Genomic DNA, 23,036 nt, shown 5'->3' with positions numbered 1-23,036 from the left:
AATGGCACGCGGTAATTTTATTCTAACCGCCTTAGGGTCGCGTTTGACTGTGGATATTCAAGCGCAGGTAGACGCCTTAGTGGCACAATTTGGCCTTGAGCAGAAAAGTACCCAGCGGCTTGCCGATGCCTCACTGCTACAGAGCGACATAATTGATTGCATCGAGTACCGCCTGGTCGGTGACAGCGTTGATATTGAGGCGGTACGTAAAGCGGCATTAGCACTGGGTGAGACTCTAGGCGTGGATGTCGTTATCCAGGATGATCTGCGTGGCCAGGTTCAACCACGCTTGATCTGCTTTGACATGGACTCCACGCTTATCAAAGCCGAAGTGATTGACGAGCTTGCGCGTCGTCACGGGGTAGGAGACGAAGTCGCTGCGATTACCGAGCGCGCCATGCGTGGTGAGCTAGATTTTCAGCAGAGCTTTCGCGAGCGCATGAGTAAGCTAGCCGGTTTGGATGAGTCGGTGCTGGCGGATATCGCTAAAGAACTGCCGCTGATGGATGGCGTTGTACGTTTGATGGCCAACCTAAAGCGCTTGGGTTACCGCACGGCGATTCTTTCCGGCGGCTTTACCTACTTTGCTCGCTACTTGCAGGAGACGTTAGGCTTCGACGAAATCCATGCTAACGAACTGGTGATTGAGAAAGGTAAGGTGACCGGTGACGTTCGCGAGCCTATTGTCGATGCCGAGCGCAAAGCGGAGCTATTAGCCGCCATTGCGGAGCGTGAAGGCTTTACCTTGAATCAAACCATTGCGGTGGGCGATGGTGCGAACGATCTAAAAATGCTCGCTAGTGCTGGCTTGGGCGTCGCGTTTCATGCCAAACCCGTGGTGCGTGCCCAGGCACGTCAGGCAATCTCAACGCTAGGCATTGATGCGTTGCTGTACGTGATGGGCTATCGTCAGCAGGATTTAACGCCTTAAAATGCATATAAGACGGTGCTTTTCAGCACCGCCTTATGTCGTTGGTGCGAGACGCTATGGGATTGCTTTTAACCATGGCCCTTGTCGGGATGTGGCACCGGTTTTTCGCCGACTTCTTCGGTCTTCAGTTCCAACGGTTTGCCCTGGGTTTTATCGGTATGTTTTAAGCGCATGTGCAGGCCGGATTTAGCCAGCAGGTGGGCGCTCACGGGGGCAGTGATAAACAAAAATAGCGTAATGAGCATCTCTTGAATATCCGGCTTACCGTCCACGCTCCAGAAATGCAGCATCGAAGCAATCAGCATGCAGCCGATACCTAGCGTGGTGGCTTTGGTAGGGCCGTGCAGGCGCATATAAAAATCGTGTAGGTGAGCCATGCCCAGCGAGCCGATAAACACAAACACACCACCCGCGATCAACAGCAGTGAAATAATCCCTTCCACTATTATCGACATAGCCACTGCTCCCTGTTGTCGGCGTCCATTATGTGCGTCATTCGATAATATCTCCGCGCAAAATATATTTACACACTGCCACAGTACTGATGAACCCTAGCATGGCGATCAATAGCGCTGACTCGAAATACGTTTTGCTGTTAAGCCATAGCCCCAAGAGCACAATGAGCGCAATTGAGTTTACGTACATGGTATCCAGCGCTAATACCCGATCAGGCAGGCTAGGACCGATGGTGAGCCGATAAAGGTTCAGCAGTAGTGCCATCACGACCAGGGTTAAGGTGATGTAGAGTGCAATACTTAACATTCGTAAATCTCCTTAAGGGGGCGTTCATAGCGCTCGCGTATTTGCTCGATCAGCACCTCTTCATCATCCACGTCTAAGGCGTGAATCAGCAGTGATTTACCGTCCAGGCGTAAGTTAGCCGAGACGGTGCCCGGCGTCAGGCTAATAGTGCTGGCCAGTAGGGTGATGGTGAATCGTTCTTCAAGTATCAGCGGGTATTCAATAAAGTGGGGGCGAAGCTTGCGCCAAGGATTGGTAATTAAGTAAGCCACTTCAAAGTTGGCGATGACGATATCGCCGAGCACTCGAAAGAAAAAGCGCAGTAGAGCGAAAGGCTTGGCGATCCTTGGGCGTGCATCCCAAAAGCGGTGGGTCAGCAGGGGAATCAAAATGGCTAAGGAGCCGCCTAACACAAACTGACCAATGGCGTAGCTGCGCACTAACAGCAGCCAAACTACCAATAGTAATAGGGATAAAACAGGCGTGGGCAGCCAGGCGCGTGGAGCAATCATTGTGCTTCTCCTGCATCAGTAGCTTGATCAGGCAGTAGCGTGCGGATAAGCACCTGCGGATTAGCGAGTTGCTCAGCCGTGGCCTGTGTATAGCTACTCACTGGCCCAGCCAATGCCACTAACAGGGGAGCCGCGCTAAGTAGCCAGATAACGCCAAACCACTGGCGATACGGTAGCGGACTGCCGCTAATGTTGCCGCGGTAGCTGCGCCAAAACAACGTAGACCCCGCGCGCGCCAGGGCGACCATGGAACACAGCCCCGCGACCAGTAACAGCGGCCATAGCCATAGCCGCTGAGTGCCTTCTGCTGAATTGAGCATCAGAGCTTTGCCAATGGCGCCTGACAGTGGCGGCATGCCCGCTACGGCGATCGCGCCTGCAAAAAAAAGAATCCCTAGCGCGGTACCTTGCACCATGGGGCGGCCCTTAACTAGTCGGGTACCGGCTTTGCCACGCTGCAGGCCGATCATTTCTGCTAACAGAAACAGTCCGCCGGTAATCAGCGTCGTATGTATCAAGTAGTACAAGAGTGCCGAGATCGCTTGAGGCGTGCCTATGCCGATGCCGGCCAGCAGCGTACCTACTGATACCAGCACTAAATACGCAACCAATAGGCGTAAGTCGCGTGCGGCCATTACGCCAGCGCCTGCGGCTGCAATAGTGGCCAGCGACAGCCACCAAACCCAGGGCTGCTCCAGTGCTTCCAAATCGCCCGCACTATCACCAAAAATTAACGAATAGACACGTAGGATGGCGTAAACACCCACCTTCGTCATAATGGCGAAAAGGGCGGCGACCGGTGCCGGCGCTGACGCATAGGCTTTGGGCAGCCAAAAATACAGCGGCAGCATAGCGGATTTTAAAGCAAAAACGACCAGTAGCATTAGTGCGCCAGCGGTGACTAAGCCTTCGCGCTCAACCGGCAGGTCAGCCACCCGAATCGCCATATCGGCCATATTGAGGGTGCCCGTTGCGCCATAGAGTATGCCCACTGCGATTAAAAACAGCGAAGAACCCGCTAGGTTGAGCACCACATAGTGCACGCTGGCTTGAATGCGCGCTTTGCCACCGCCGTGCAGCAGCAGCGCGTAAGACGCCAGCAGCAGTACTTCGAAAAAGACGAAAAGATTGAATAGGTCGCCGGTTAAAAAGGCGCCGTTTATCCCCAGCAGCTGCCATTGAAAAAGACCATGGAAATTGCTGCCTTTTTCGTCGTCACCCGCGCAGGCAAACACCACGGCACCCACTGCTAGGGTGGCGGTTAACAGCACCATTAACGCAGAGAGGCGATCCAGCACCAGCACGATACCAAAGGGTGCCTGCCAATCGCCCAGCGCGTAGTAAGTCACGTCGCCGCTGGCGGCTTGGCGTACTAAGCCTATTGCCACCAGTAGTAACAGCAGCGTAGCCGCCACGCTAACCGTGCGCTTATAGCGCACTAATCCTTGGCGCTGATAGAGCATTAAGATGCCCGCAATCAGTGGCAGGACAACAGGAAAAACAATCAGGTGCTGCATCATTCTCGGTCTTCCTTATTGCCGTCGACGTGGTCGTTGCCCACTTCGCTGCGTGCCCGCATTGCCAGGATCACCACAAAAGCCGTCATTGCAAAGCCGATAACGATGGCGGTAAGCACCAGCGCTTGAGGAAGAGGATCGGCAACGTTTCCGCCCTCGGACACAATCGCGGCGCCGTCAGTGGTCAGTCCGCCCATCGAAAACAGAAACAGGTTTACCGCGTAAGAGAGCAGCGTAAGGCCCACCACGACGGGAAAGGTACGGCCTCTTAACGTGAGATAGAGACCAGAAGCGGTCAATACACCGGTGGTCATCGCGTAAAGCAATTCCATTAACGGGGCTCCTGAGTAGCTGAAGAGGCTGGGGGGGCGTCGATATCTTTTTCCGTCGCTTCGGTCACCGGGCGGTGCGCGGTGGTGACTTTACCAAGGTTGGCAAGAATCATCAGCGTGGCCCCGACGACGGCCAAGTACACGCCCAGATCAAACAGCAGTGCGGTGGCCAGCTCAAACGTGCCGATCAGTGGAAGACTAAAATAGCCGAAAGCGGAGGTTAAGAACGGATGCCCAAACAGCCAGCTACCTAGTCCGGTGAGCGTAGCCACGGCCACCCCGATAACCGCCACTGGTTGGAATGGGAAATCCAAACGTTCTTGTGCCCACGCCACGCCACGCGCCATATACAGCAGAATAAGCGCCACGGCGGTAATTAAGCCGGCAATAAACCCGCCGCCTGGCTGGTTGTGGCCGCGCAAGAAAATAAACGCAGAGACCAGCAGCGCCAACGGAAGCAGCGTCATTGAAATGGAGGTAAGCACCGCAGGGTAACGGTCAGGAGACCATACACGGCCTTCGCCGTCGCTGTGCGGCATAAACAGACGCAGTCGATTCAATAGCTTAAATATCGCTAAGCCCGCGATGGCCAGCACGGTAATTTCACCCAGGGTATCGAAGCCACGGAAGTCGACCAATATAACGTTGACTACGTTATAGCCACCGCCGCCAGGCTTACTGTTTTCTAAAAAGAAGCTAGAAATTGACTGGGTATCATGGGTCATGACCGCATAGTTAAGGCTAGCAACGACTAACCCTAGCGACCCCGCCAGCAACATATCGCGAATATTACGCAGCGGGCTGGATTCTCTAGGGGTTTTCTGCGGTAAGAAAAATAGCGCCAGCATCAGCAGAATCATGGTCACAACTTCGACCGAAAGCTGTGTCAGGGCAAGGTCGGGCGCTGAGAAACGGGCAAAGGTGAGAGCAACAAACAGGCCCACCACCGATAGCATTAGCAGCGAAATAAGCCGATAGCGGTGAGTGGCAGCGGTCGCTATGCCACCGAACATCAGCATTCCCGCGCCTAAAATCAGCACGCCGTCTAAGGGTTGATTGCCCGCCGCGCCGGTTAAATCGGGTATTTGAACGAGGCCTATGCCGCCCATTAATAGCGCCGCTAACCATAGCCAGCCTACATAGCGCTGTAAGGAATTACCGTCGAGCGTAGTAATAAGCTGTTCGGCGCGAAAGCTAATGGCAATAAGAATACGTTCAAATATGCGGCGAGCATCCACGCCCACAAACTGCTGAGTAAAACGTTGAACGTTGCCGTAGCGCCAATAAAGCGCAATGCCGGCTACAAAAGCGAGCACACTCATCATCAGCGGCAGGTTGACGCCATGCCAGATCGCCAGGTGGATATCCAGAGGGCTACCAATCACGGCCAGGCTAGCAAGTTCTAAGATGTTGGTGGCCATCACTGCGGGAAATAACCCGACCACCACGCACAAGGCAACCAGTATTTCCATCGGCAGGCGCATCAGGCGAGGCGGCTCGTGAGGCGTCTTAGGCGGTGCTTCGCGAGCGGGCTTGAAGAAGACTGCGTGGACCAAGCGCAGCGAGTAGGCTACCGACAGAACGCCGCCGATCGTTGCTAGCGCGGGCAATAGCCAGCTTATTCCGCCGAACACGGGGGTTGCCAGCGTCTCGGTAAAGAACATTTCTTTAGATAAGAAACCGTTTAACAGTGGGACACCCGCCATGGACGCTGCCGCCAACGTGGTTAGCAGCGCCGTGACAGGCATCGCTTTTCTCAGGCCACCCAACTGCTTAAGTTCGCGGGAACCGGCTTCGTGATCAATGATGCCCGCACTCATAAATAGCGCGGCTTTGAAAGTGGCGTGATTGAGAATATGAAAAAGGGCCGCCAAAATTGCCATTGGGCTGCCAATGCCCAGTAGCACGGTAATCAAGCCGAGATGGCTAACCGTGGAAAACGCTAATATGCCTTTCAGGTCGCTCTTGATCAGTGCAAACCACGCGCCATACAGCATCGTTATAATGCCGACCAGCGAGACAACCACGCTCCATAGCTCGCTGCCGGCAATCGCAGGATGCAGTCGCGCCATCAGGAAAATGCCCGCTTTAACCATGGTGGCAGAGTGTAGGTAGGCCGACACCGGCGTGGGAGCGGCCATTGCGTGGGGCAGCCAAAAATGAAAAGGAAACTGCGCTGATTTGGTAAACGCGCCGAGTAATACTAAGCACAGCATCAGTGGGTAGCGCGGGTCGGCAAGAATTGCGTCGCCGCTTGCTAATACGTCGCCCATGCTGAAACTGCCCGCCATGTTGCCAAGCAGTAGCAAGCCCGCTAACAGGGCAAGCCCACCGGCCCCAGTGATCGTTAGCGCCATTCGGGCGCCCTTACGAGCATCTGATTGATGTGACCAATAACCAATAAGTAAGAATGACGAGAGGCTGGTTAACTCCCAGAAAAACCAGAGCAGAATCAAATTGTCCGACATTGAAATGCCCACCATTGATGCCATAAATAGCATCAAGGAGGCGTAAAATCGGCCAAACGGCTCATCTTTTGCGAGATAGTAATGGGCATAAAGTATAATCAGTAGCCCAATGCCCAGTATCAGCAGGTTAAAAAGCAGCGATAACCCGTCCAGCCGAAACGCTAAGTTTAGCGCTAGTTCCGGCATCCAGGTGACTGAAAAACGCAGCTGCTCGCCATCTTGTAGCGCCGGCACGTTGAGTAGCATCATTGCTAGCGCGGTCGCTGGTAGCACGGCGGTTGTCAGTGAACAGACACTGCGACCAAATCGTGCGGTGAGTAGCGGCACCAGTACGCCTAGCAAAGGCAACAAGGCTATCCAAAGCAATGTCATGGGTGTCATCCAGCGGCTAAGTTAAAAAAGTCAAAAGAACACCTCCTGAGCGCCTGGAGAGGGTTCTGGTGGTGCAGGATACATCAAGTGGAACAAGAGGATATCACTTGTGCAGTAGCTGTGTAATTTTAGTATAAAGTGTGCCGGTCAACCGATGAGAGATTTTTTGTTCCATGAGTGAACCCTTTAATACCTGGCAAGCCCGTTTTGAAAAGCTGCGATCAAACAAGCTTTTCGAAGCCGTAGTGATTGCCATTATCGTTATTTCGGCCTTAGTGATAGGGGCCAAAACCTATGAAGAAACCTCTCGGATTGAGCAGTGGCTGCTGTATTTAGATGTCGCCGTCACTATCTTCTTTTTGATAGAAATTTTAATCAGGATGGCCGCTGAGCGCACTCTTCTGAGCTTCTTCAAAAAGGGCTGGAACGTTTTTGATTTTCTGATTGTGACCGCCAGTTTAATCCCTATGGATGACTCTGAAATGGTCCTGTTGGCGCGGCTGCTGCGTATTTTCAGAGTGCTGCGATTGGTGTCGATGATTCCTGAACTGCAGATGCTGCTCAATGCCCTGGTGAAGTCGGTGCCGCGGATGGGCTATGTCGTTCTGCTGATGTTTATCATTTTCTATATTTATGCCGCCATTGGCAGCTTTCTATTTCATACCGTTGATGAGGGGCTGTGGGGCAATATTTCGCTGGCGATGCTAACGCTGTTCCAGGTGGCGACCTTTGAAAGCTGGGCGACGGCCGTGCTTTATCCCACCATGGAAGTTTATCCCTATGCCTGGATCTTCTTTTTAACGTTTATCTTTCTGAATGCCTTTATTTTTCTCAACATGATGATTGGCATTGTGTTGGACGTGATGCAGAAGGAGAGTGCGCTACTCGATTTAGAGAATGATGACGGTGATGCTGCCCAAATGAAGGGGCTGCGTAGCGATGTGCGGGATTTACGCGCACAGCTTGACCGAATGGAATCAGCGCTGGCTCAGCGCGACGGGCACTCGCCACAGAAGGATTCAGTTAGTAACCATACTGACCATTGATGATATTTTTTTGCCGTTTGAAAGCAAAGCGGGATGGCCCATTGCAATGCAAAGGGCCACCCCGTCAGGCTACGCTACTTTAACGTAGGTTTTACTGGCGTTACTCAGGTAGTGCGTAGACCGCGATTTGATCGCCGACCTGATCCTTGAGAATGGAGTTACCGCCGGCGATAAAGGCAACGTATTGACGGCCTTCATATTCGTAGACGGCAGGAATGGACACAGACGGCGCCTGTGCTTGATCAGACCACAGCTCTTCACCTGTTTCCAGAGAGTAGGCACGCACCTTGGCATCCATCGATGCGCCGATGAAGATAATGCCGCCAGCCGTTATCGCAGGGCCGCCAATAGTAGGTGAGCCCCAGCTCTCTGGCATGAAGAAGCCATACTGTTGCGATACGCCTACTGGCCGACGCCATTTGACGTCGCCGGTGGTCATATCCAGCGCCACAAGTTCACCGAAAGGCGGTTCCCAGCAAGGCATGCCAAGCCAGTTGCGGGCTACCTCAAGACGCATGCCATAGGGCGCGCCAGCTTGAGGTGAAAAACCACTCTCGTTGCCTGAACCGCTATCCGCTTTATCGTAATCTTCCCGGCTGTAAAGTTTCACGTATTGCACGATGTGAGACGTGTTGACCACCGCAATCTGGTTCTCAGGGTCAAAGGCAACGCCTCCCCACTGAACGCCGCCGGAGCTGTCTGGGTAAGTGAGTGCACCTTCGCCTTGGGTGGTTGGCGGGGTGTACATGCCTTCATACCAAAGATCTTCCCACAGCGCTGAACATTGGCCAAAGCTCACCGCGTCGGCAAGTGCCCACACCTTAGGCTTCTCTGATTGGTCTAGTAGTGGTGCGGGCTTCGTTGGGAAGGGTTGAGTCGGGGCGTAAACCTCGCCTTCAACCGAGCCATCGCCGCCTGGCACCGGGCGTTCCTCAATAGGCCAAACGTCTTCGCCGGTTTCACGGTTTACGACGAACAGGAAGCCCATTTTGGTTGCTTGGATCAGAGCCGGAATCTCTTCGCCGTCCACGGTAATATCCATCAGCGTGGGGGCCGAGTTAATATCGTAATCCCAGATGTCGTGATGTACCCATTGGCGCGACCACACTACCTCGCCAGTTTCGATATCGAGTGCCGTCGTCGACGTCGCTAGTGGGGCGCTCTCGGTACGGTTGCCGCCCCAGTAGTTGGGTGACGGCGAGGAGACGGGCAGATAGACCAATCCAAGCTCTTCGTCCGCTGACATGTGCGTCCAGACGTTTGCTGTGCCGCTTTGCTCACGCATTTCTTCGGGCAGTACCTCAAACGTCCACTCACGCTCGCCGGTACGCGCGTTGATCGAGAACACGTTGCCTGGAGGCGCCTGCTCAAACGCCCAGTCTTTGCCTGCCCAGCCGAGTATTAGATGATCACCGACCACGGTCGGCGGCTGCAGCAGCGAAAGCGGCCACTCAGCGTTGGTGTTATTCCACTGGTTCACATCCAGTACGCCATTGTCGGCAAAGCTGGCACACGGCTGGCCGCTATCGGCATCGACTGCGAACAGCTGCGCATCCATGGTGCCTAGATAGACGATCTTCTGGCAGGCTTCCCCAGCATCAGGCTCATCGGCTTCCCAGTAAGCGACGCCACGATTTTTTAAGGCGGGCTGGGTCAAGGCTTCGAGAGTGGACTGTGTGTCAAAGCTCCACTTTTCTTCGCCAGTACCCGGGTCAAGCGCCAGAATGCGGTAGAACGGCGTGCCGATATAGAGCGTATCGTTGGCGAATACCGGCGTTGCGGACCAGACGGTCGGCGGCAGATCGCCGTGCCCATCTGAAACATCGCCGGTATGCACTTCCCAGACCTTCTCTAGGTCACCCACGTTGTCGGTATTAATCTGCTCAAGCGGACTGTACTTTTGCGCATTGAGCTGGCCGTGAAAGCTATTCCAGATCGGCTCGCCGGGTACTAGTGGAATCGGGTCAGCGTCAGCCTGCTGTCCTTGTGGCTGGGAGCGAGTCTCTGGCGAGCCTGGCTGATCTTGTGCTAGCAGCGTGAGCGGCGTTAGACAAGCGGCTATAACGGTAGCTGTGCCCAACCCAGATGTAACTGCTTTGAAGCGGGTATTGATAACAGGTAAAAAAATCGGCATGGACGGCTCCTCAGGCGTGGGTGGGGCGGGCATGGGATGATGGACGAGCCATATCAATAATAAGACCAATCAGACCGACCACCATGGCAGCGTCGACCCACCACTGGTGCAGGAGAAATCCAGCGAAGAAAGTGCCGGCAAGTCCAATAAGGATCAGCAGTCGCAATACGATAGTGGCGCCTCGCCCGGTGGCCACCATAAGAAGCAGCGCCATCACCGCAAGTGCAAAACAAGCCGCGCTAGCGACTAGCACACCGAGTGTGCCGGTGACCCCGGTCAGCGGTGTGAAGTAGGCATAGAGGGCGATGGCTAGCCCGAAGAGCGAAGCTATCAATAGCACGATAGCGCCCATTTTAGCCCTGAGTGGTTGCGACATGGCGTTCTGGTCTCCAGGTGGGAATGCCCTAACACGAACTAAATATTGAGAATAAAGTTAGCCTGGTAACTTTATCATAGGGCTATGTTTGTTCGCATCTAATTTGCCCGTAGATGCTGGTTGTTTCTTTTGAAGTGTTAAAAACCCCGACGAGGCGGGGTGGGTATATACAGAGTATAGAAAGAAAATAAAGTATTGCTCGGTTTGGGTCGCCAGAAATGATAGGTAATGCTAAAAACGCTGCTTAATAGTTAACTTTGTGGATGAGCGAGCGCGCTACAATGGCAATCTCTGCCCAATAAGAAGAGCGAAGTATGCGTATCTTTTTGACAATGCTTGCGATAGCGACCGTATTGGCGGGCGGGCTATCGGCGCTAGCCTCCAGTGAGGCCTTTGAACCACGACTAGTACGGCTTGAAGCGCAGCGCACACTACCTTCCATTGAAGATTCGCTGGCCCAAGAGTCGGCCGATCTCAACGCAGTTTTTCTTCACTGCGCAAGCGATCAGGCGCTCTGGATGAACGCCCAGATGGCCATCATGCGTTATGGCGATATCGCCCGTGTTGCGTTACTTGAGTATGCCGCACTGCCTGAGTTTCAGCAGGTGCTGGTACGTTTCGGTCCCGATGCCGTACTGCCAATTACCTATTATCGCGATAATGATATCGCCACGCTGCGTGCTCAGCATTGGGTGGGTGAGCACTACCAACAGTTGAGCCGCTGGTGGAATGAGGATGCTGAACAGGCGCAGCGACAGGGCGAGGTAACAGAAGCCTCCGTTTGGAGCTCATACCGGCGAGGCCAAATGGGCATTGCCTTACTGGAAGCTGAAGGTCATGGCTTGCTCAATCAGTTTGTGGTGGATAGCGCGGGCGATGTGCACTGGCTCCAAGGTGAGCGGGTCGTGGCGGGTCTCAGCGATTTTTTTACCAGCGGCCTACGTAATCTGGAAAATCAATGGCGTCGTGATGAAGCGATTGGTGTCGCGGACATAGGTTGGGCGGGCGTAGACCTGTTATTGATGGCGAGCACCGTTAAGGTTCTGCGGGCAGGGGGTGTTGCGCGAGGCGCACGTCTAAGCAGTGTTGAGGCACAGGGAGCTCGCTCTGGATTACGCTCAGGTTTAGCGGCAGGTGGTGGGCGCTTTGCCAGCCTGCCACGTATGGCCAAAGTGGCGGCGGTTGCTGGCACTGCTTATGTGGTGGTTCGCCATCCGTCGCTGGTAAGTGCACTGGGAGCCAATGTGGCGAAATGGCTCAGCTTGCCAGTATGGCTGGGGCAGTTTGTCATCTGGCTGTTGGTGCTGCTGCCGGTTCTTCTGATGGTGCGCTTTGTTTGGCGCTGGATACTGGTACCTGTTTTATGGCTTCTCATGCCGCTGTTGCGATTTTGCTTTTCAAGGTTTGTGGCCACGACCAATATCAGTGCGCGAAAAAGCAAAGAGATCATCACGCCAGCTTCATAGGCCATGGGCTGACTCCCGATACCCGAGGCATGTTAATCGAAGGCGTGATGGACATGGTGATCACCCAGAGCCCGCCCCGACGGCAATGGAGATCTGTTTTTCAGAAAATCTTCCCGCTGTGAGTGGGTAGTAATGCGCTAAAAGTCGATCCGGCAGATGAGTGCCGCGATATTAAAGCGGCGTTTTGCTCCCTTTGCCGGGGATTTCCCGCACTAGGCGTGGCATCAAAAAACCGGGCAAGTGATCACGAAGCTCGGCGATCAGCTCCTTTGCTTCGTTATCCGCCACATCAAAATGCGCCGCGCCCTGCACCGGATCCAATACGTGCAGGTAGTAAGGCAGTATGCCTGCTTCAAACAGGCGCTCGGAGAGAGTGGCCAGCGTCGTCACATTGTCGTTCACGCCGCGCAGCAGCACGCTCTGGTTAAGTAGCGTCACGCCTGTTTGCTTCAAGCGCGTGCAGGCATCTATCACGGCTTGGTCAATTTCGTTGGCATGGTTGATGTGCAAGACGATCACTTTCTGTAGCCGCGTATTGCTTAGCCATGCCAATAAGGCGTCGTCAACTCGGTCAGGTATCACCACCGGCAGGCGGGTGTGAACGCGTAGCCGTTTAATGTGCGGGATGCCCTCAAGTTGATCAACCAGCCATGCTAGCTGGCGGTCATTGGCAGCCAGCGGGTCGCCCCCGGAAAGAATCGCCTCATGGATCGACGTATCTGCTCGCAGATAGTCGAGCGCTTCTTGCCACTGCGCCCGCGAAGGGGCGTTGTCGCTATAGGGAAAGTGACGGCGAAAGCAGTAGCGGCAGTTGATCGCGCAGGTCGGGCTGGCAATTAACAGTACACGGCTAGCGTATTTGTGGATTAACCCTTTTGCCGGTTGATGGTCGCTCTCTTCCAGCGGGTCAGCCACATAGCCTGGGGGCGTAAGCGCCTCTTTATCGACGGGCAGAACCTGGCGTAGCAGCGGATCGTTTAGATCGGCATACGCTATTCTGTTGAGATAAGCATCGGGCACGCACACGTCAAACAGCGCATGCCCCGTCTGTGCGCCTGCTAGCCACTGGCTGCTTAATCCTAGCCGGTCGCACAGCACCTGCGGGTCGCGAATGGCCATAGAAAGTTGCTGTTGCCAAGTCAGGGGCGTCTTAGACGCGGCAATAATGATGTTCTCCTGCAAAAAAGCCCTCCTTCGGGTTATCATGCGACGCACTGATCATAAGCGTGAAGCCGCGGCTTCGCAGACCACGTAGCTAAGAATAGGTAATTGAGAGGCGATATGGCGAACTATTCTACCAATGAATTCAAAGCCGGTTTGAAAGTAATGCTCGACGGCGACCCTTGTTCGATTGTCGAGAACGAGCTGGTCAAGCCAGGTAAAGGGCAGGCGTTTAACCGCGTTAAAATGCGTAACCTGATGACTGGCCGTGTGGGTGAGAAGACGTTCAAATCCGGTGACTCGCTGGAAGGCGCCGATGTCATGGATTTAGAGATGGAATATCTCTACACCGACGGTGACATGTGGCACTTCATGAAGACCGATGGCTCATTCGAGCAGTATGCCGTGGAAAAGAAAGCCCTAGGCGATACCTCAAAATGGCTTAAGGAGCAGGTGCCTTATACCATTACGTTGTGGGACGACAAGGCTATTTCTGTTACGCCGCCCAACTTCATTGAGCTGGAAGTCGTCGAAACAGACCCTGGCTTGAAGGGCGATACGGCCCAGGGCGGCTCTAAGCCTGCAACGCTTACCTCGGGTGCCGTGGTACGCGTGCCGCTGTTTATCAACCGTGGTGAAGTGCTAAAAATTGATACGCGCAGCGGCGATTACGTCTCGCGCGCTTAATCAGTTTTGCTGCCGATGATATGATTTAAAGGCCACGCAACGAGCGTGGCTTTTTTTCGTGCCTTGCCCTAGGAGTCGTAATGGCCATTGATTGGCACCCCACAGCGTCTATCGAAACATTGCGCGAGCGTGCGCGTTTAATGGCCAGCGTGCGGGCATTTTTTGCTGTGCGTAATGTGCTAGAAGTCGAAACGCCGGTGTTAGGGCAGGGCGGCAGCACGGATGTGCATCTGGTCTCACTGAATACCCTGGCACGGACTGACCGAGGGCAGCGCCGTCTTTGGCTGCAAACCTCGCCTGAGTTTCATATGAAGCGACTGCTGGCTGCCGGCAGTGGGCCGATTTTTCAACTAGCCAGAAGTTTTCGCGATGGTGAAGTGGGTGCGCGGCATAATATCGAGTTCACCATGCTTGAGTGGTATCGGCCTCAGTTCTCGCTCAATGAGATGATTGCAGAAACGGCGGCGCTGGTTATGGCTCTGCTGCCAGCAGTTCCTGAAGGCATCGTGCATTATCGTTACCGCGAGCTGTTTCATACCCACCTGGCGGTCGACCCCTTTACATCGTCGCTGGAAAAACTGCGGGCGTTGGCCTCAGAGCGGGGGCAAATGTCTGCTCATGCCTTGGCCGATGAAGGGCGTGATACCTGTTTGGACTTATTGATGAGCATGGTCATTGAGCCTCAGCTTGGCCAGCAGGAGCTTAGCGTGGTCACCGATTACCCTACCAGCCAAGCGGCGCTGGCTCGCCGCCATCAGGATGCGGATGGCGAGTGGGTGGCGTCTCGTTTTGAGCTTTATGTTAAGGGTATTGAACTGGCCAATGGCTACGATGAGCTAACCGATGCAGAAGAGCAGCGCCGGCGCTTTAATGATGATAACGCCGAGCGGCGTCGTTTAAGCTTGCCGGAAGTGGATATTGACGAGAACCTGCTGGCCGCGCTTGAGCACGGTATGCCCGAGGGGGCTGGCGTGGCGCTGGGCATCGACCGTCTTATTCAGTTGGCGCTGGGAAAGGCACGCCTGGAAGACGTGCTCGCATTTTCAACACCCAATTGTTAGGGCGGCATACGTCTTATGCCTTGATGCGTTTGAGTAGAAACACCAGCGGCACCGTGGCGATATAGATCAGGCCCATCCACGTAAAAATATCGTTAAAGGCCAGCACCTGGGCCTGCTGTGAGACCCGCTGCGCGAGCAAGCCAACGGCCGCGTGGTAGGCATCAGGTACCGATCCGCTGAGCATGGCTTCATACTTGGCGATTTCCGTCACCACCACCTCTCGGCCGGTATCGATGGCCGGAATTAGCTGATTCCAGTGAAAGTCCTCGCGGATATCGCGCACCGTATCAAGCAGTGCAAGCCCCATGGCGCCGCCTAAATTGCGCATCACGTTGAAGAGCCCGCTGGCGTTGCCCACTTCGCTGGGTGGAAGGGTGCCTAGCGCGATTCGCGAGGCCGGAATGATGCACATGATCAGCCCCATGCCGCGCACAATCTGCGGCAAGCAGAACTGCCAGAACCCCGACTCCACGGTGAGATTGCTGTTCATCATGGTGCCCACGCCTACCAGCAGTAAACCGAAAAATAGCATCACGCGCAGGTCTAGATGATTAGTCGCTTGGCCGACGATCGGGGCACACAGGAACATCGTTACCCCGGTGACAAACATGACTTGGCCGATCTGTAGACTTGAGTAGCCGCGTACGTAGCCAAAGAACAGCGGCATGATATAAACCAGCCCATACAGTGCAATGCCGATAATAAAGCCCATTCCCGCGCCGATCGCGAAGTTGCGGTTGGCGAAAGCGCGCAAGTCGACAATCGGGTGATCGCTTCGCAATGTACGAGTAAAAAACCACACGCCCGCCAGTAGGCACACCACGCTGAAGATAGCGATACGATCACTGGCGAACCAGTCGTCGCCCGGGCCCTCTTCAAGGACGAACTCAAGTGATCCTAGAAACACCGCTATCAGGGCCAGGCCGATAAGATCAAGCTTGCGGGCCAGCGCGTGATTAGGCTTGTCGATATCTAGAAACTTCCATGAAGCCCAGCACACCAGTATTCCCGGAATGATATTGGCTAAGAATAGCCAGTGCCAGCTCTGGGCTTCAGTGATGTAGCCGCCCACCGTGGGGCCAATTGAAGGCGCCATGGTCACCACCATGCCAATGACTGCCTGTACGCTGCCCATCACCCGGCGAGGAAAGATCGAGAAGCTGACCGCTTGCGTAATGGGAATCATCGCGCCGCCCATGAAGCCCTGAATGGCACGCAGTACGATAAGTTGTTCAATTGAAGTAGCCATGGCGCAGCCAAGGCTTGCCAAGGTGAAGCCCGCGCAGGAAAGGGTGAAGACGACGCGCGTTGAAAGAATCCGCATCAGCATACCCGATAGCGGAATCATCACTATCTCTGCAATCAGATAAGAGGTTTGCACCCAGGATATCTGGTCTGCACTAGCCGAAAGACCTGACTGGATCTCGTTTAGCGAGCTGGCGACGATCTGAATATCCAAAATCGCCATAAACATGCCAAACACCGCGGCAATAAAACCGACTCGCTGGCGCCAGGATGGCATGTCGCTAACGCCTGTGGACGGGCTTCCTGCTGCCTCGCTCATAAGTCGCGGCGTTCCTGGGTGCTACCCGGGGTATTTACGTGGGCAACCCCTGTGTCGTTGCCTGGCTCAAGGTTGCGAGTATCGATTTCCGGCACCGCCGAAAGCCCTGCACGCAGTAGATTTAACGCATCTTGTGGGCCGGTAAAGCGAATCTTGACGGGCACGCGCTGCACGATTTTATTGAAGTTGCCGGTAGCATTATCCTGAGGCAACAGACTGAACTCAGTGCCCGTGGCCGGGGATAGGCTGTCGACCACGCCCTGATATGTGATGTTCGGGTAGGCATCTAAATGAATATTGACCGGCTGACCGACGCGTATCCGCTCAAGTTGGGTTTCCTTAAAATTAGCCGCTACGTAGGCTGATTCAATGGGCACCAGTTGCAGCAGGGTTAGGGATGGCTGCGCCAGCGCGCCGGCCTTCACCTGAAGATTGCCGATGATGCCCGCCCGCGGCGCGACGATACGCGTTTTGTCGAGCTGGTGTTGGGCATAGTCGAAATCAGCGCCTGCAGCATCCAGATTGGCTTCGGCGCGGGTCACGTCGCTTTCGGCCACCTCCAGCTGACGCCTGGCCGAGATAACCGCGGCGCGGGTCTGAGCCAGGTTGGCCTCAGCAATCCTGAGCGTGGTTTGATCGTCCTCGTTTTGCTGGCGAGAGCCATAGTTGCTGGCGGCAAGAGAAGACGAGCGCTCAAGGTGCTGGCGAGCTTGGCCGACATCGGCTTCGGCGGCATCTACCTGGGCATTGGCCTGGTCGATAGATGCCTGCTGTAAGGCTATCTGACGCTGTGACTGAACGATTGATGCGGCGGCCACCGCTTGTTGTGCTCTAGCTTGAGCCAACTGGTCGCGATAGCTGGCATCGTCCAGACGTATGAGTAGATCGCCTTGGCTCACCGTTTGGTTGTCATGCACAGCCACTTGCGCGACGCGTGCTGACAGCTCTGCACGCACGGCGACACTATCGGTGCGCACGTAGGCGTTGTCGGTTTCTGCCATGAAACGCCCGGTCTGCCACCAGCCGACGCCCCACCAAATCAGCGCTCCTAGCGCGATTAAGACGATGATGACAGCTAGTATCTTGCCCTTAGATTTTTTACCGGTATGAGCTTCTTGCTTGCCATTTTCCGACATGGACACTCCTTAACGATGTCATCCCTAAGAAACGCTATCACCCCGAAAAGACTGCTCAATGGCGAGAAGTGACATGCTGAACGCAGGCGGGAAAGGTTGTGAGGATATATAGTGTAATGAATGCTACATTACATGACTAGCGTAAAAAATAACTGTTTAGCGCAGCGTCTGTATAATTAATGCTCTTTTAGCATGCCTCTATATTGGAGTGTGGATGCCTCTCTCAATTATGAAAGACTCGGCCGATGATGCTAACAAAAGCGATGTGATGCTGACGTCGCGCGGGGTGGCGCGTCGTGAACGCTTGCTAGACGCGGCGCGAGATGTGTTTCTCGAGCAGGGCTATGCGGGCGCCAGTGTTAATGAAGTGGTTGCTCGTGCAGGTGGCTCATTGGCAACGCTCTACAAGCAGTTTGGTAATAAAGAGGGGCTGTTTACGGCGGCGATGGAGCGGCATATCGCCACTGCTTGGGCCGTGCTAGAAGAGGGGCGTCGGGATCAGCAGGCCCCCGAGCAGGTGCTTTACGAGCTGGGGCGTCGCATGCTGATGCTGGTATTTGATGCAGGCGTGATTCGTTTGGTGCGAGGGCTAGCATTTGAGGCCGAGCGAGCCCCTGAACTTGGCGAGATGTTCCTGGCCCGCGGCCCTGATCACACACGCCAAGCGCTCGCCTGCTACCTGCGTGATCAGGTTGAAGGTGGCCGCCTAGCGCTTGAAGAGCCCCGTGAGGCTGCCGGTATTTTCATGGGCATGTTGCTTGGCGAGTGGCATATCGACGCCTTACTAGGCCGCGACCTGCAGCTTGACGAGGCAAAGTGTAATGCCCGTGCCCAGCGCTGCGTGGACATATTTCTCGCTGGTGTTGCCCGCCCGCAGGCCTAATGTCGATGGCTATTTCTTGAGGCCTTCAGTAGTGCCCAAGGATTGGCCCATCTGAACCGCCGTGGTTTGAACCGATTCGTCAAAGCTTACGGGCTTGGCAAAGCACATCACCACCGTAGAGCCGAGTTTGAAGCGTCCCATCTCAGCACCTTTGGCTAACGTAATAGGTTGGCCAAATTGCATGCGCTGGGGCTGGCCCGACAGCGGCGTGACCTGCCCGGACCAAACGGTTTCAATCGCCGCAACAATCATCGCGCCGACTAAAACCATCGCGAGCGGCCCGTACTCGGTGTCAAAAATACACACCAAGCGTTCATTACGCGCGAATAACCCCGGCACGTAAGTGGCCGTCGCTTGATTCACGGAGAACAGCCTTCCAGGGACATAAATCATTTCCCGCAGCGTGCCGGTTACCGGCATATGTACGCGATGGTAGTCCCGTGGTGAAAGGTAAACGGTGGCAAAGCTGCCGCCGAGAAACTCTTCAGCCAGGGCGGTATCGCCACCCAGCAGCGTCTGAGCCGAGTAAGTGTGGCCCTTGGCCTGGACTAGCTGACCCGCCTGCAGGCGCCCGTATTGCGACAGCGTGCCATCGGCCGGGCTTAGTATGCCTTCGCCCAGCGGGCGTGCATCTGTCTTTAAGGCGCGGGTGAAGAAGTCGTTAAAGGTTGCGTAGGCGCTAGGATCGGGCTCTAAGGCTTGGCTCATATCCACATTAAAGCGTTTGATGAACGCTTTAATCAGGTGATTTTTCACCCAGGGGTTGTCGCATTGAGCGAAATGCCCCGTCAGGCGCGAAAGCGCGTGGTGTGGCAGCGGGTATTGAAGTAGCGAAAAAGCTTTTTGGGAAACGGTCACGGTGGTCGGTTCACTTCTCAATCGGTGTGTCGTCGCGGTTGCCCCACTCGCCCCAAGAGCCAGCGTAGCCGCGCATATTAAAGCCCAGTGCTTTGCCTACCAGCCACGTAAAGCTGCTGCGATGATGGCTTTGACAGTGGGTCGCCACTTCCATATCCGGCGTTAGGCCCAGAGCGCCCAGCTCAGTGATGAGTTCGGCATAATCACGAATACGCAAAGCGCGATGGCGATCCATGGCCTGCAGCCAATCCATGTTCACCGCTCCCGGTATATGACCCAGGTGCTTGTTGTTGCCCCGCTTGCCGTCATATTCACCTTGCGAGCGAGCATCCCATACGGCGAACTGCCTATCGCCCAGCTTTGACTTGATCTCTTCACACGTAATCAGGGCGTGCGGATTAAGAATGTCAGCCTGGTAGTCGCTGGGCGTTGGCGATTTCGATTCGGTGCTTTCTTCAAGCCCCGCGTCGCGCCAGGCATGAATGCCGCCATTTAGATAGGAGTAGCGGGTATGGCCGATCAGGTCTAGCGTCCAAAGAAGGCGTGCTGCCCAGCCACCACCTTCATCATCGCAAGCCACAACGTGGGTATCGCGTGTTAGGCCTAGGGCACTAAACAGGCGGGACAGTGCTTCAACGCTGGGAACGTCGTTGGGTACCGGTCCTTCGCCGCGCATTAAATAGCGAAAATCGAGAAAAACAGCCCCTGGCACGTGGCCCTGACGATAGCTATCGCCATTAACAGGCACGTCGATAATCAGCAGTTGAGGATCGTTTAAGTGTTCCTGAAGCTGTTCGGGCTCTACGATCAGCGAAAAAAGATTGGCTTCTGACGATGGGCTTTCAGTGCTCATGGGTAACTCCTGTAAACGTTAGCCATCCAGGCTATCAAGGATGCGTCGATAGCTGGCGAAACGGGCGGGATGGATCTTGCCGGCCTCAACGGCTTCGAGTAGCGCGCAGCCGGGCTCGGCGCGGTGACGACAGTCACGAAAGCGGCAATGGCCAATAAAGGCGTGAAACTCAATAAAGCCGTCGGTAACTTCCTGCTCGTTGAGGTGAATCAGGCCAAACTCGCGAATGCCCGGTGAGTCGATTAAATCACCGTCGGCCACTTCTTCACGGCTCATCGTATAAAGGCGCGCTGTCGTGGTGGTATGTGTGCCTTTGCGGGAGTCTTCCGAGAGCGCGCCAATGCGCAGGGTTTCATCTGGCAACAGCAGGTCGATGAGCGATGATTTGCCCACACCACTCTGACCAACAAATACCGATGTGCGTCCCTCAAGCTGGCTGCGCAGCTCATTAAGCCCCGAGTCTGTGGCAGTGGTGGTGCGCACGACCGGATAGCCCAAAGCGCTGTAGCGCTCCAAAAGTTTACCCAGTTCGCCGCCATCCTCGGGCAGTAAGTCCGTTTTGTTGAGGACCAAAACTGGCGCAATGCCGGTAGCTTCGGCAGCGACGAGATAGCGGTCGATTAAATTAGCGTGGGGCGCGGGCTCCACGGCAAACACAATCAGCAGTTGATCAATATTAGCTGCCACCGGTTTCAGCAGGCCTCGGGCATCGGGGCGCTTGAGTACGCTGTCGCGTTCTTCTCGCGCCACCACGACGCCAGAGCCTTCTTGCCCGGCACGCCAGATCACGCGGTCACCGGTGACCAGGCCGTCTAGGTTGGCGCGTAAGTGGCAGCGCACCGGTTCATTATCGCTATTGCGCACCTCTAGGGTACGCCCAAAGTGAGCAACGACTCGGCCCGGTTGTTCGGCACCGTATTCGCCAGCAGAGAGCTTTTCAGCGTCTTGCACATCGCGCTTCTCAGCACGTTGGGCGCGTTCTGCCTGAACCTTGTCGACTCGCCACTGCTGCTGGCGACTTAATTTGCGTTTGCTCATGTCCACCTGATGCTGAGTACAATAGCGGCCATTGTACCTATCAAGTAGCCAAGCTGTCCTGCATGGGCTGCTTGGCAATGCGATTTAAGGCACTATTCTGATTTTAAACTGACTTTACGCCATAATTGCACGCTGATAACGGCTATTTTGGCAAAGGGATGAACCCAATGAGTAATGATACGACTGAGACCGCCGTGCCCCGCGATGACCTATTGATATGGATTGACCTGGAAATGACCGGTTTAGATCCTAACAAAGAGCGCATTATTGAAGTGGCTACGCTGATTACCGATGCGGATTTGAACGTAGTGGCAGAAGGGCCTGTTGTGGCCGTAAAGCAGCCCGACAGCCTGCTAGCGAAAATGGATGATTGGAATCAGAAGACTCACGGTGCATCGGGTTTGGTCGCTCGGGTGAAAGCCAGTCAAGTGGCAACTGCAGACGCTGAGCAGCAAACTTTGGCATTTTTAAAACACTACGCCGTGGCGGGGTCGTCACCGATGTGTGGCAATAGTATCCATCAGGATCGGCGTTTTTTAGAGCGTGAAATGCCTGAGCTGCTCAACTTTTTTCACTATCGCAATCTGGATGTATCGACGTTGAAAGAAGTGGCTAAACGCTGGAATCCAGGCGCCTTGGCGGGCTTTAGTAAGCGCAACGTGCACCTGGCAATGGACGATATTAAAGAGTCTATTGCTGAACTGGCCCACTATCGCACGACCTTCTTACGCGTTGATCAGCGCCGCGACGAAAAAGAGTAGCCATTTAGGCGGTGGCGATCAGCTCGCCACGCTTGATGTGCTGTTCCTCCAGTGCCCAGGCAACGTGCTCGCGCACGAGCGCACTGGGAAAGCCACGCCGCGCCCATAAGGCTGTCTCAACGGCGTCACTCCAGGGTGCGTTGCCTAAGCCAATAGCGACATTACGCAGCCAGCGTTCGTAGCCAATGCGCCGGATGGGGCTGCCCGCGGTTTTGTCCAGGAACTCCGCTTCGCCCCAGGCGAACAGGCTGATCAGCGTTGCGCGGTCTAAATCATGGCGCGGTGCAAAGTCATCTTCTTGGGTAATGCGAGTGAAGCGAGTAAAAGGGCAGACTAGCTGGCAATCGTCACAGCCATAAATCCGGTTGCCCATGGCGCGGCGAAACTCCACTGGAATCGCGTCATGCAGTTCAATAGTGAGATATGAGATGCACTTGCGTGAGTCGACCACTTTGTCGTCAACGATGGCGCCGGTGGGGCAGGCGGTACGACAGGTGCTGCAACTGCCGCAGTGCTCATGCTCAAAGGGGGCGTCAATAGGCAGCGGTAGATCGGTATACAGTTCGCCAAGAAAGAACAGCGAGCCTGCTTTGGGATTGAGCAGCATGGCATTTTTGCCAAACCAGCCCAGTCCGGCTTTTTGGGCCAAAGCGCGCTCCATGACTGGCGCTGAATCAACAAACGCGCGGTAGCCGAACGCGCCGACTTCCTGCTCAATTTTTTTTGCTAATAGGGCTAACCGTTTACGGATTAGCTTGTGATAATCACGCCCCAGCGCGTAACGCGATACGTAGGCTTTGCTGGGCTGGCCAAGCACCTTGGTGGTTTCTACCTCAGGGGGTAGGTAATCCATTCGGACGCAGATAATGCGCTGGGTGCCAGGTTCTAGCTGTGCAGGTCGCGTGCGTTTGGTGCCGTGTTTGGCCATAAAGCCCATGTCGCCGTGATAGCCTTTTTCTAGCCATGCGTCGAGATGCGCCTCGTGGGCAGACAGTTCAGTATCGGTGATGCCGACTTGCTGAAAGCCGAGCTCCTGCCCCCAGGTCTTTATCAGGTCGGCAAGGCGAGCAAGCTTTTCGTCAGTCAGTGCATCGCTAGAACGTTTAACGGCAGTGGAATCCGGCATAGTTAGTCAATAA

Annotated in this window: 22 protein-coding genes; 7 read left to right on the top strand and 15 right to left on the bottom strand. The window is 55.0% G+C overall.

Annotated elements, in window-relative coordinates:
• Nucleotide 1 precedes the first annotated feature (1 nt).
• Nucleotides 2-931, top strand: a complete 930-nt coding sequence (gene serB, locus ACT3TR_RS00725; RefSeq protein ID WP_096280937.1) for a phosphoserine phosphatase SerB — start codon at nt 2-4, stop codon at nt 929-931.
• A gap of 68 nt (nt 932-999) precedes the next feature.
• On the opposite strand, the gene ACT3TR_RS00720 is transcribed toward serB, so the two are convergent.
• From ACT3TR_RS00720 to ACT3TR_RS00695, 6 genes are read right to left on the bottom strand one after another with little or no spacing between them, the layout of a single operon-like run.
• Nucleotides 1,000-1,386 carry a Na+/H+ antiporter subunit G gene (locus tag ACT3TR_RS00720; protein WP_444624767.1) on the bottom strand — a complete coding sequence of 129 codons (387 nt, stop codon included), beginning with the start codon at nt 1,384-1,386 and terminating at the stop codon, nt 1,000-1,002.
• Nucleotides 1,387-1,423: 37 nt separating this feature from the next.
• Entirely contained in the window at nt 1,424-1,693 is a 270-nt protein-coding gene (locus ACT3TR_RS00715; protein ID WP_096280932.1) for a K+/H+ antiporter subunit F, read from the bottom strand.
• Complete coding sequence (locus ACT3TR_RS00710) at nt 1,687-2,184, bottom strand: Na+/H+ antiporter subunit E (RefSeq protein ID WP_096280930.1); 498 nt, start codon at nt 2,182-2,184, stop codon at nt 1,687-1,689. Before ACT3TR_RS00710 ends, ACT3TR_RS00715 begins: the two co-directional genes overlap by 7 nt.
• Nucleotides 2,181-3,704, bottom strand: a complete 1,524-nt coding sequence (locus tag ACT3TR_RS00705; protein WP_096280928.1) for a monovalent cation/H+ antiporter subunit D — start codon at nt 3,702-3,704, stop codon at nt 2,181-2,183. Before ACT3TR_RS00705 ends, ACT3TR_RS00710 begins: the two co-directional genes overlap by 4 nt.
• Nucleotides 3,701-4,033, bottom strand: a complete 333-nt coding sequence (locus ACT3TR_RS00700; RefSeq protein ID WP_096280926.1) for a Na+/H+ antiporter subunit C — start codon at nt 4,031-4,033, stop codon at nt 3,701-3,703. Before ACT3TR_RS00700 ends, ACT3TR_RS00705 begins: the two co-directional genes overlap by 4 nt.
• Nucleotides 4,033-6,873, bottom strand: a complete 2,841-nt coding sequence (locus ACT3TR_RS00695) for a monovalent cation/H+ antiporter subunit A (RefSeq protein ID WP_444624768.1) — start codon at nt 6,871-6,873, stop codon at nt 4,033-4,035. Before ACT3TR_RS00695 ends, ACT3TR_RS00700 begins: the two co-directional genes overlap by 1 nt.
• 173 nt (nt 6,874-7,046) lie before the next feature.
• On the opposite strand from ACT3TR_RS00695, the gene ACT3TR_RS00690 reads away from it, so the two are divergent.
• Nucleotides 7,047-7,919 (top strand): ion transporter, encoded by an 873-nt coding sequence (locus tag ACT3TR_RS00690; RefSeq protein WP_441685974.1) that lies wholly within the window; start codon nt 7,047-7,049, stop codon nt 7,917-7,919.
• Between the two features lie 100 nt (nt 7,920-8,019).
• Here the strand turns inward: ACT3TR_RS00690 and ACT3TR_RS00685 are convergent, their stop codons facing one another.
• Nucleotides 8,020-10,053, bottom strand: coding sequence for a pyrroloquinoline quinone-dependent dehydrogenase (locus tag ACT3TR_RS00685; protein ID WP_096280918.1), 2,034 nt, complete (start codon nt 10,051-10,053; stop codon nt 8,020-8,022).
• 10 nt (nt 10,054-10,063) lie between these two features.
• Entirely contained in the window at nt 10,064-10,429 is a 366-nt protein-coding gene (locus ACT3TR_RS00680) for a hypothetical protein (RefSeq protein WP_096280915.1), read from the bottom strand.
• A 314-nt stretch (nt 10,430-10,743) separates the two neighbouring features.
• Between ACT3TR_RS00680 and ACT3TR_RS00675 the strand changes: the two genes are divergently transcribed.
• On the top strand, nt 10,744-11,895 hold the full coding sequence (locus ACT3TR_RS00675; RefSeq protein WP_444625877.1) for a hypothetical protein: 1,152 nt from the start codon (nt 10,744-10,746) through the stop codon (nt 11,893-11,895).
• A gap of 171 nt (nt 11,896-12,066) precedes the next feature.
• Here ACT3TR_RS00675 and epmB read toward each other — a convergent pair whose 3' ends face one another.
• Nucleotides 12,067-13,077, bottom strand: a complete 1,011-nt coding sequence (gene epmB, locus ACT3TR_RS00670) for an EF-P beta-lysylation protein EpmB (RefSeq protein WP_444625876.1) — start codon at nt 13,075-13,077, stop codon at nt 12,067-12,069.
• Nucleotides 13,078-13,176: 99 nt separating this feature from the next.
• Here epmB and efp point away from each other — a divergent pair, with 99 nt between their 5' ends.
• A complete protein-coding gene (efp, locus tag ACT3TR_RS00665; RefSeq protein WP_096280910.1) occupies nt 13,177-13,743 on the top strand; it encodes an elongation factor P in 567 nt (188 codons plus the stop codon).
• An 80-nt stretch (nt 13,744-13,823) separates the two neighbouring features.
• Nucleotides 13,824-14,804, top strand: a complete 981-nt coding sequence (gene epmA / locus ACT3TR_RS00660; protein WP_444625875.1) for an EF-P lysine aminoacylase EpmA — start codon at nt 13,824-13,826, stop codon at nt 14,802-14,804.
• A 13-nt stretch (nt 14,805-14,817) separates the two neighbouring features.
• Here epmA and ACT3TR_RS00655 read toward each other — a convergent pair whose 3' ends face one another.
• On the bottom strand, nt 14,818-16,326 hold the full coding sequence (locus ACT3TR_RS00655; protein ID WP_444625874.1) for a DHA2 family efflux MFS transporter permease subunit: 1,509 nt from the start codon (nt 16,324-16,326) through the stop codon (nt 14,818-14,820).
• Between the two features lie 38 nt (nt 16,327-16,364).
• Nucleotides 16,365-17,504, bottom strand: coding sequence for an HlyD family secretion protein (locus ACT3TR_RS00650; protein WP_444625873.1), 1,140 nt, complete (start codon nt 17,502-17,504; stop codon nt 16,365-16,367).
• A 214-nt stretch (nt 17,505-17,718) separates the two neighbouring features.
• Between ACT3TR_RS00650 and ACT3TR_RS00645 the strand changes: the two genes are divergently transcribed.
• Nucleotides 17,719-18,387 (top strand): TetR/AcrR family transcriptional regulator, encoded by a 669-nt coding sequence (locus ACT3TR_RS00645; RefSeq protein ID WP_193062476.1) that lies wholly within the window; start codon nt 17,719-17,721, stop codon nt 18,385-18,387.
• A gap of 9 nt (nt 18,388-18,396) precedes the next feature.
• On the opposite strand, the gene asd is transcribed toward ACT3TR_RS00645, so the two are convergent.
• From asd to rsgA, 3 genes are read right to left on the bottom strand one after another with little or no spacing between them, the layout of a single operon-like run.
• Nucleotides 18,397-19,245, bottom strand: a complete 849-nt coding sequence (gene asd / locus ACT3TR_RS00640) for an archaetidylserine decarboxylase (RefSeq protein WP_096280897.1) — start codon at nt 19,243-19,245, stop codon at nt 18,397-18,399.
• A gap of 10 nt (nt 19,246-19,255) precedes the next feature.
• Nucleotides 19,256-20,098 carry a sulfurtransferase gene (locus tag ACT3TR_RS00635; protein WP_444625872.1) on the bottom strand — a complete coding sequence of 281 codons (843 nt, stop codon included), beginning with the start codon at nt 20,096-20,098 and terminating at the stop codon, nt 19,256-19,258.
• Between the two features lie 18 nt (nt 20,099-20,116).
• Nucleotides 20,117-21,136: a small ribosomal subunit biogenesis GTPase RsgA gene (gene rsgA / locus ACT3TR_RS00630; protein ID WP_096280891.1), complete on the bottom strand. Its 1,020-nt coding sequence runs from the start codon at nt 21,134-21,136 to the stop codon at nt 20,117-20,119.
• Between the two features lie 167 nt (nt 21,137-21,303).
• On the opposite strand from rsgA, the gene orn reads away from it, so the two are divergent.
• Nucleotides 21,304-21,897 carry an oligoribonuclease gene (gene orn, locus ACT3TR_RS00625; RefSeq protein WP_444625871.1) on the top strand — a complete coding sequence of 198 codons (594 nt, stop codon included), beginning with the start codon at nt 21,304-21,306 and terminating at the stop codon, nt 21,895-21,897.
• 4 nt (nt 21,898-21,901) lie between these two features.
• On the opposite strand, the gene queG is transcribed toward orn, so the two are convergent.
• Complete coding sequence (queG, locus tag ACT3TR_RS00620) at nt 21,902-23,023, bottom strand: tRNA epoxyqueuosine(34) reductase QueG (protein WP_444625870.1); 1,122 nt, start codon at nt 23,021-23,023, stop codon at nt 21,902-21,904.
• Nucleotides 23,024-23,036: the final 13 nt, after the last annotated feature.

The organism is Halomonas sp. AOP12-B1-6 (assembly GCF_052379225.1).
In the GTDB taxonomy this organism is placed as follows: Bacteria; Pseudomonadota; Gammaproteobacteria; order Pseudomonadales; family Halomonadaceae; genus Vreelandella; species Vreelandella casei.
This window is presented reverse-complemented; position numbering and strand designations above follow the sequence as displayed.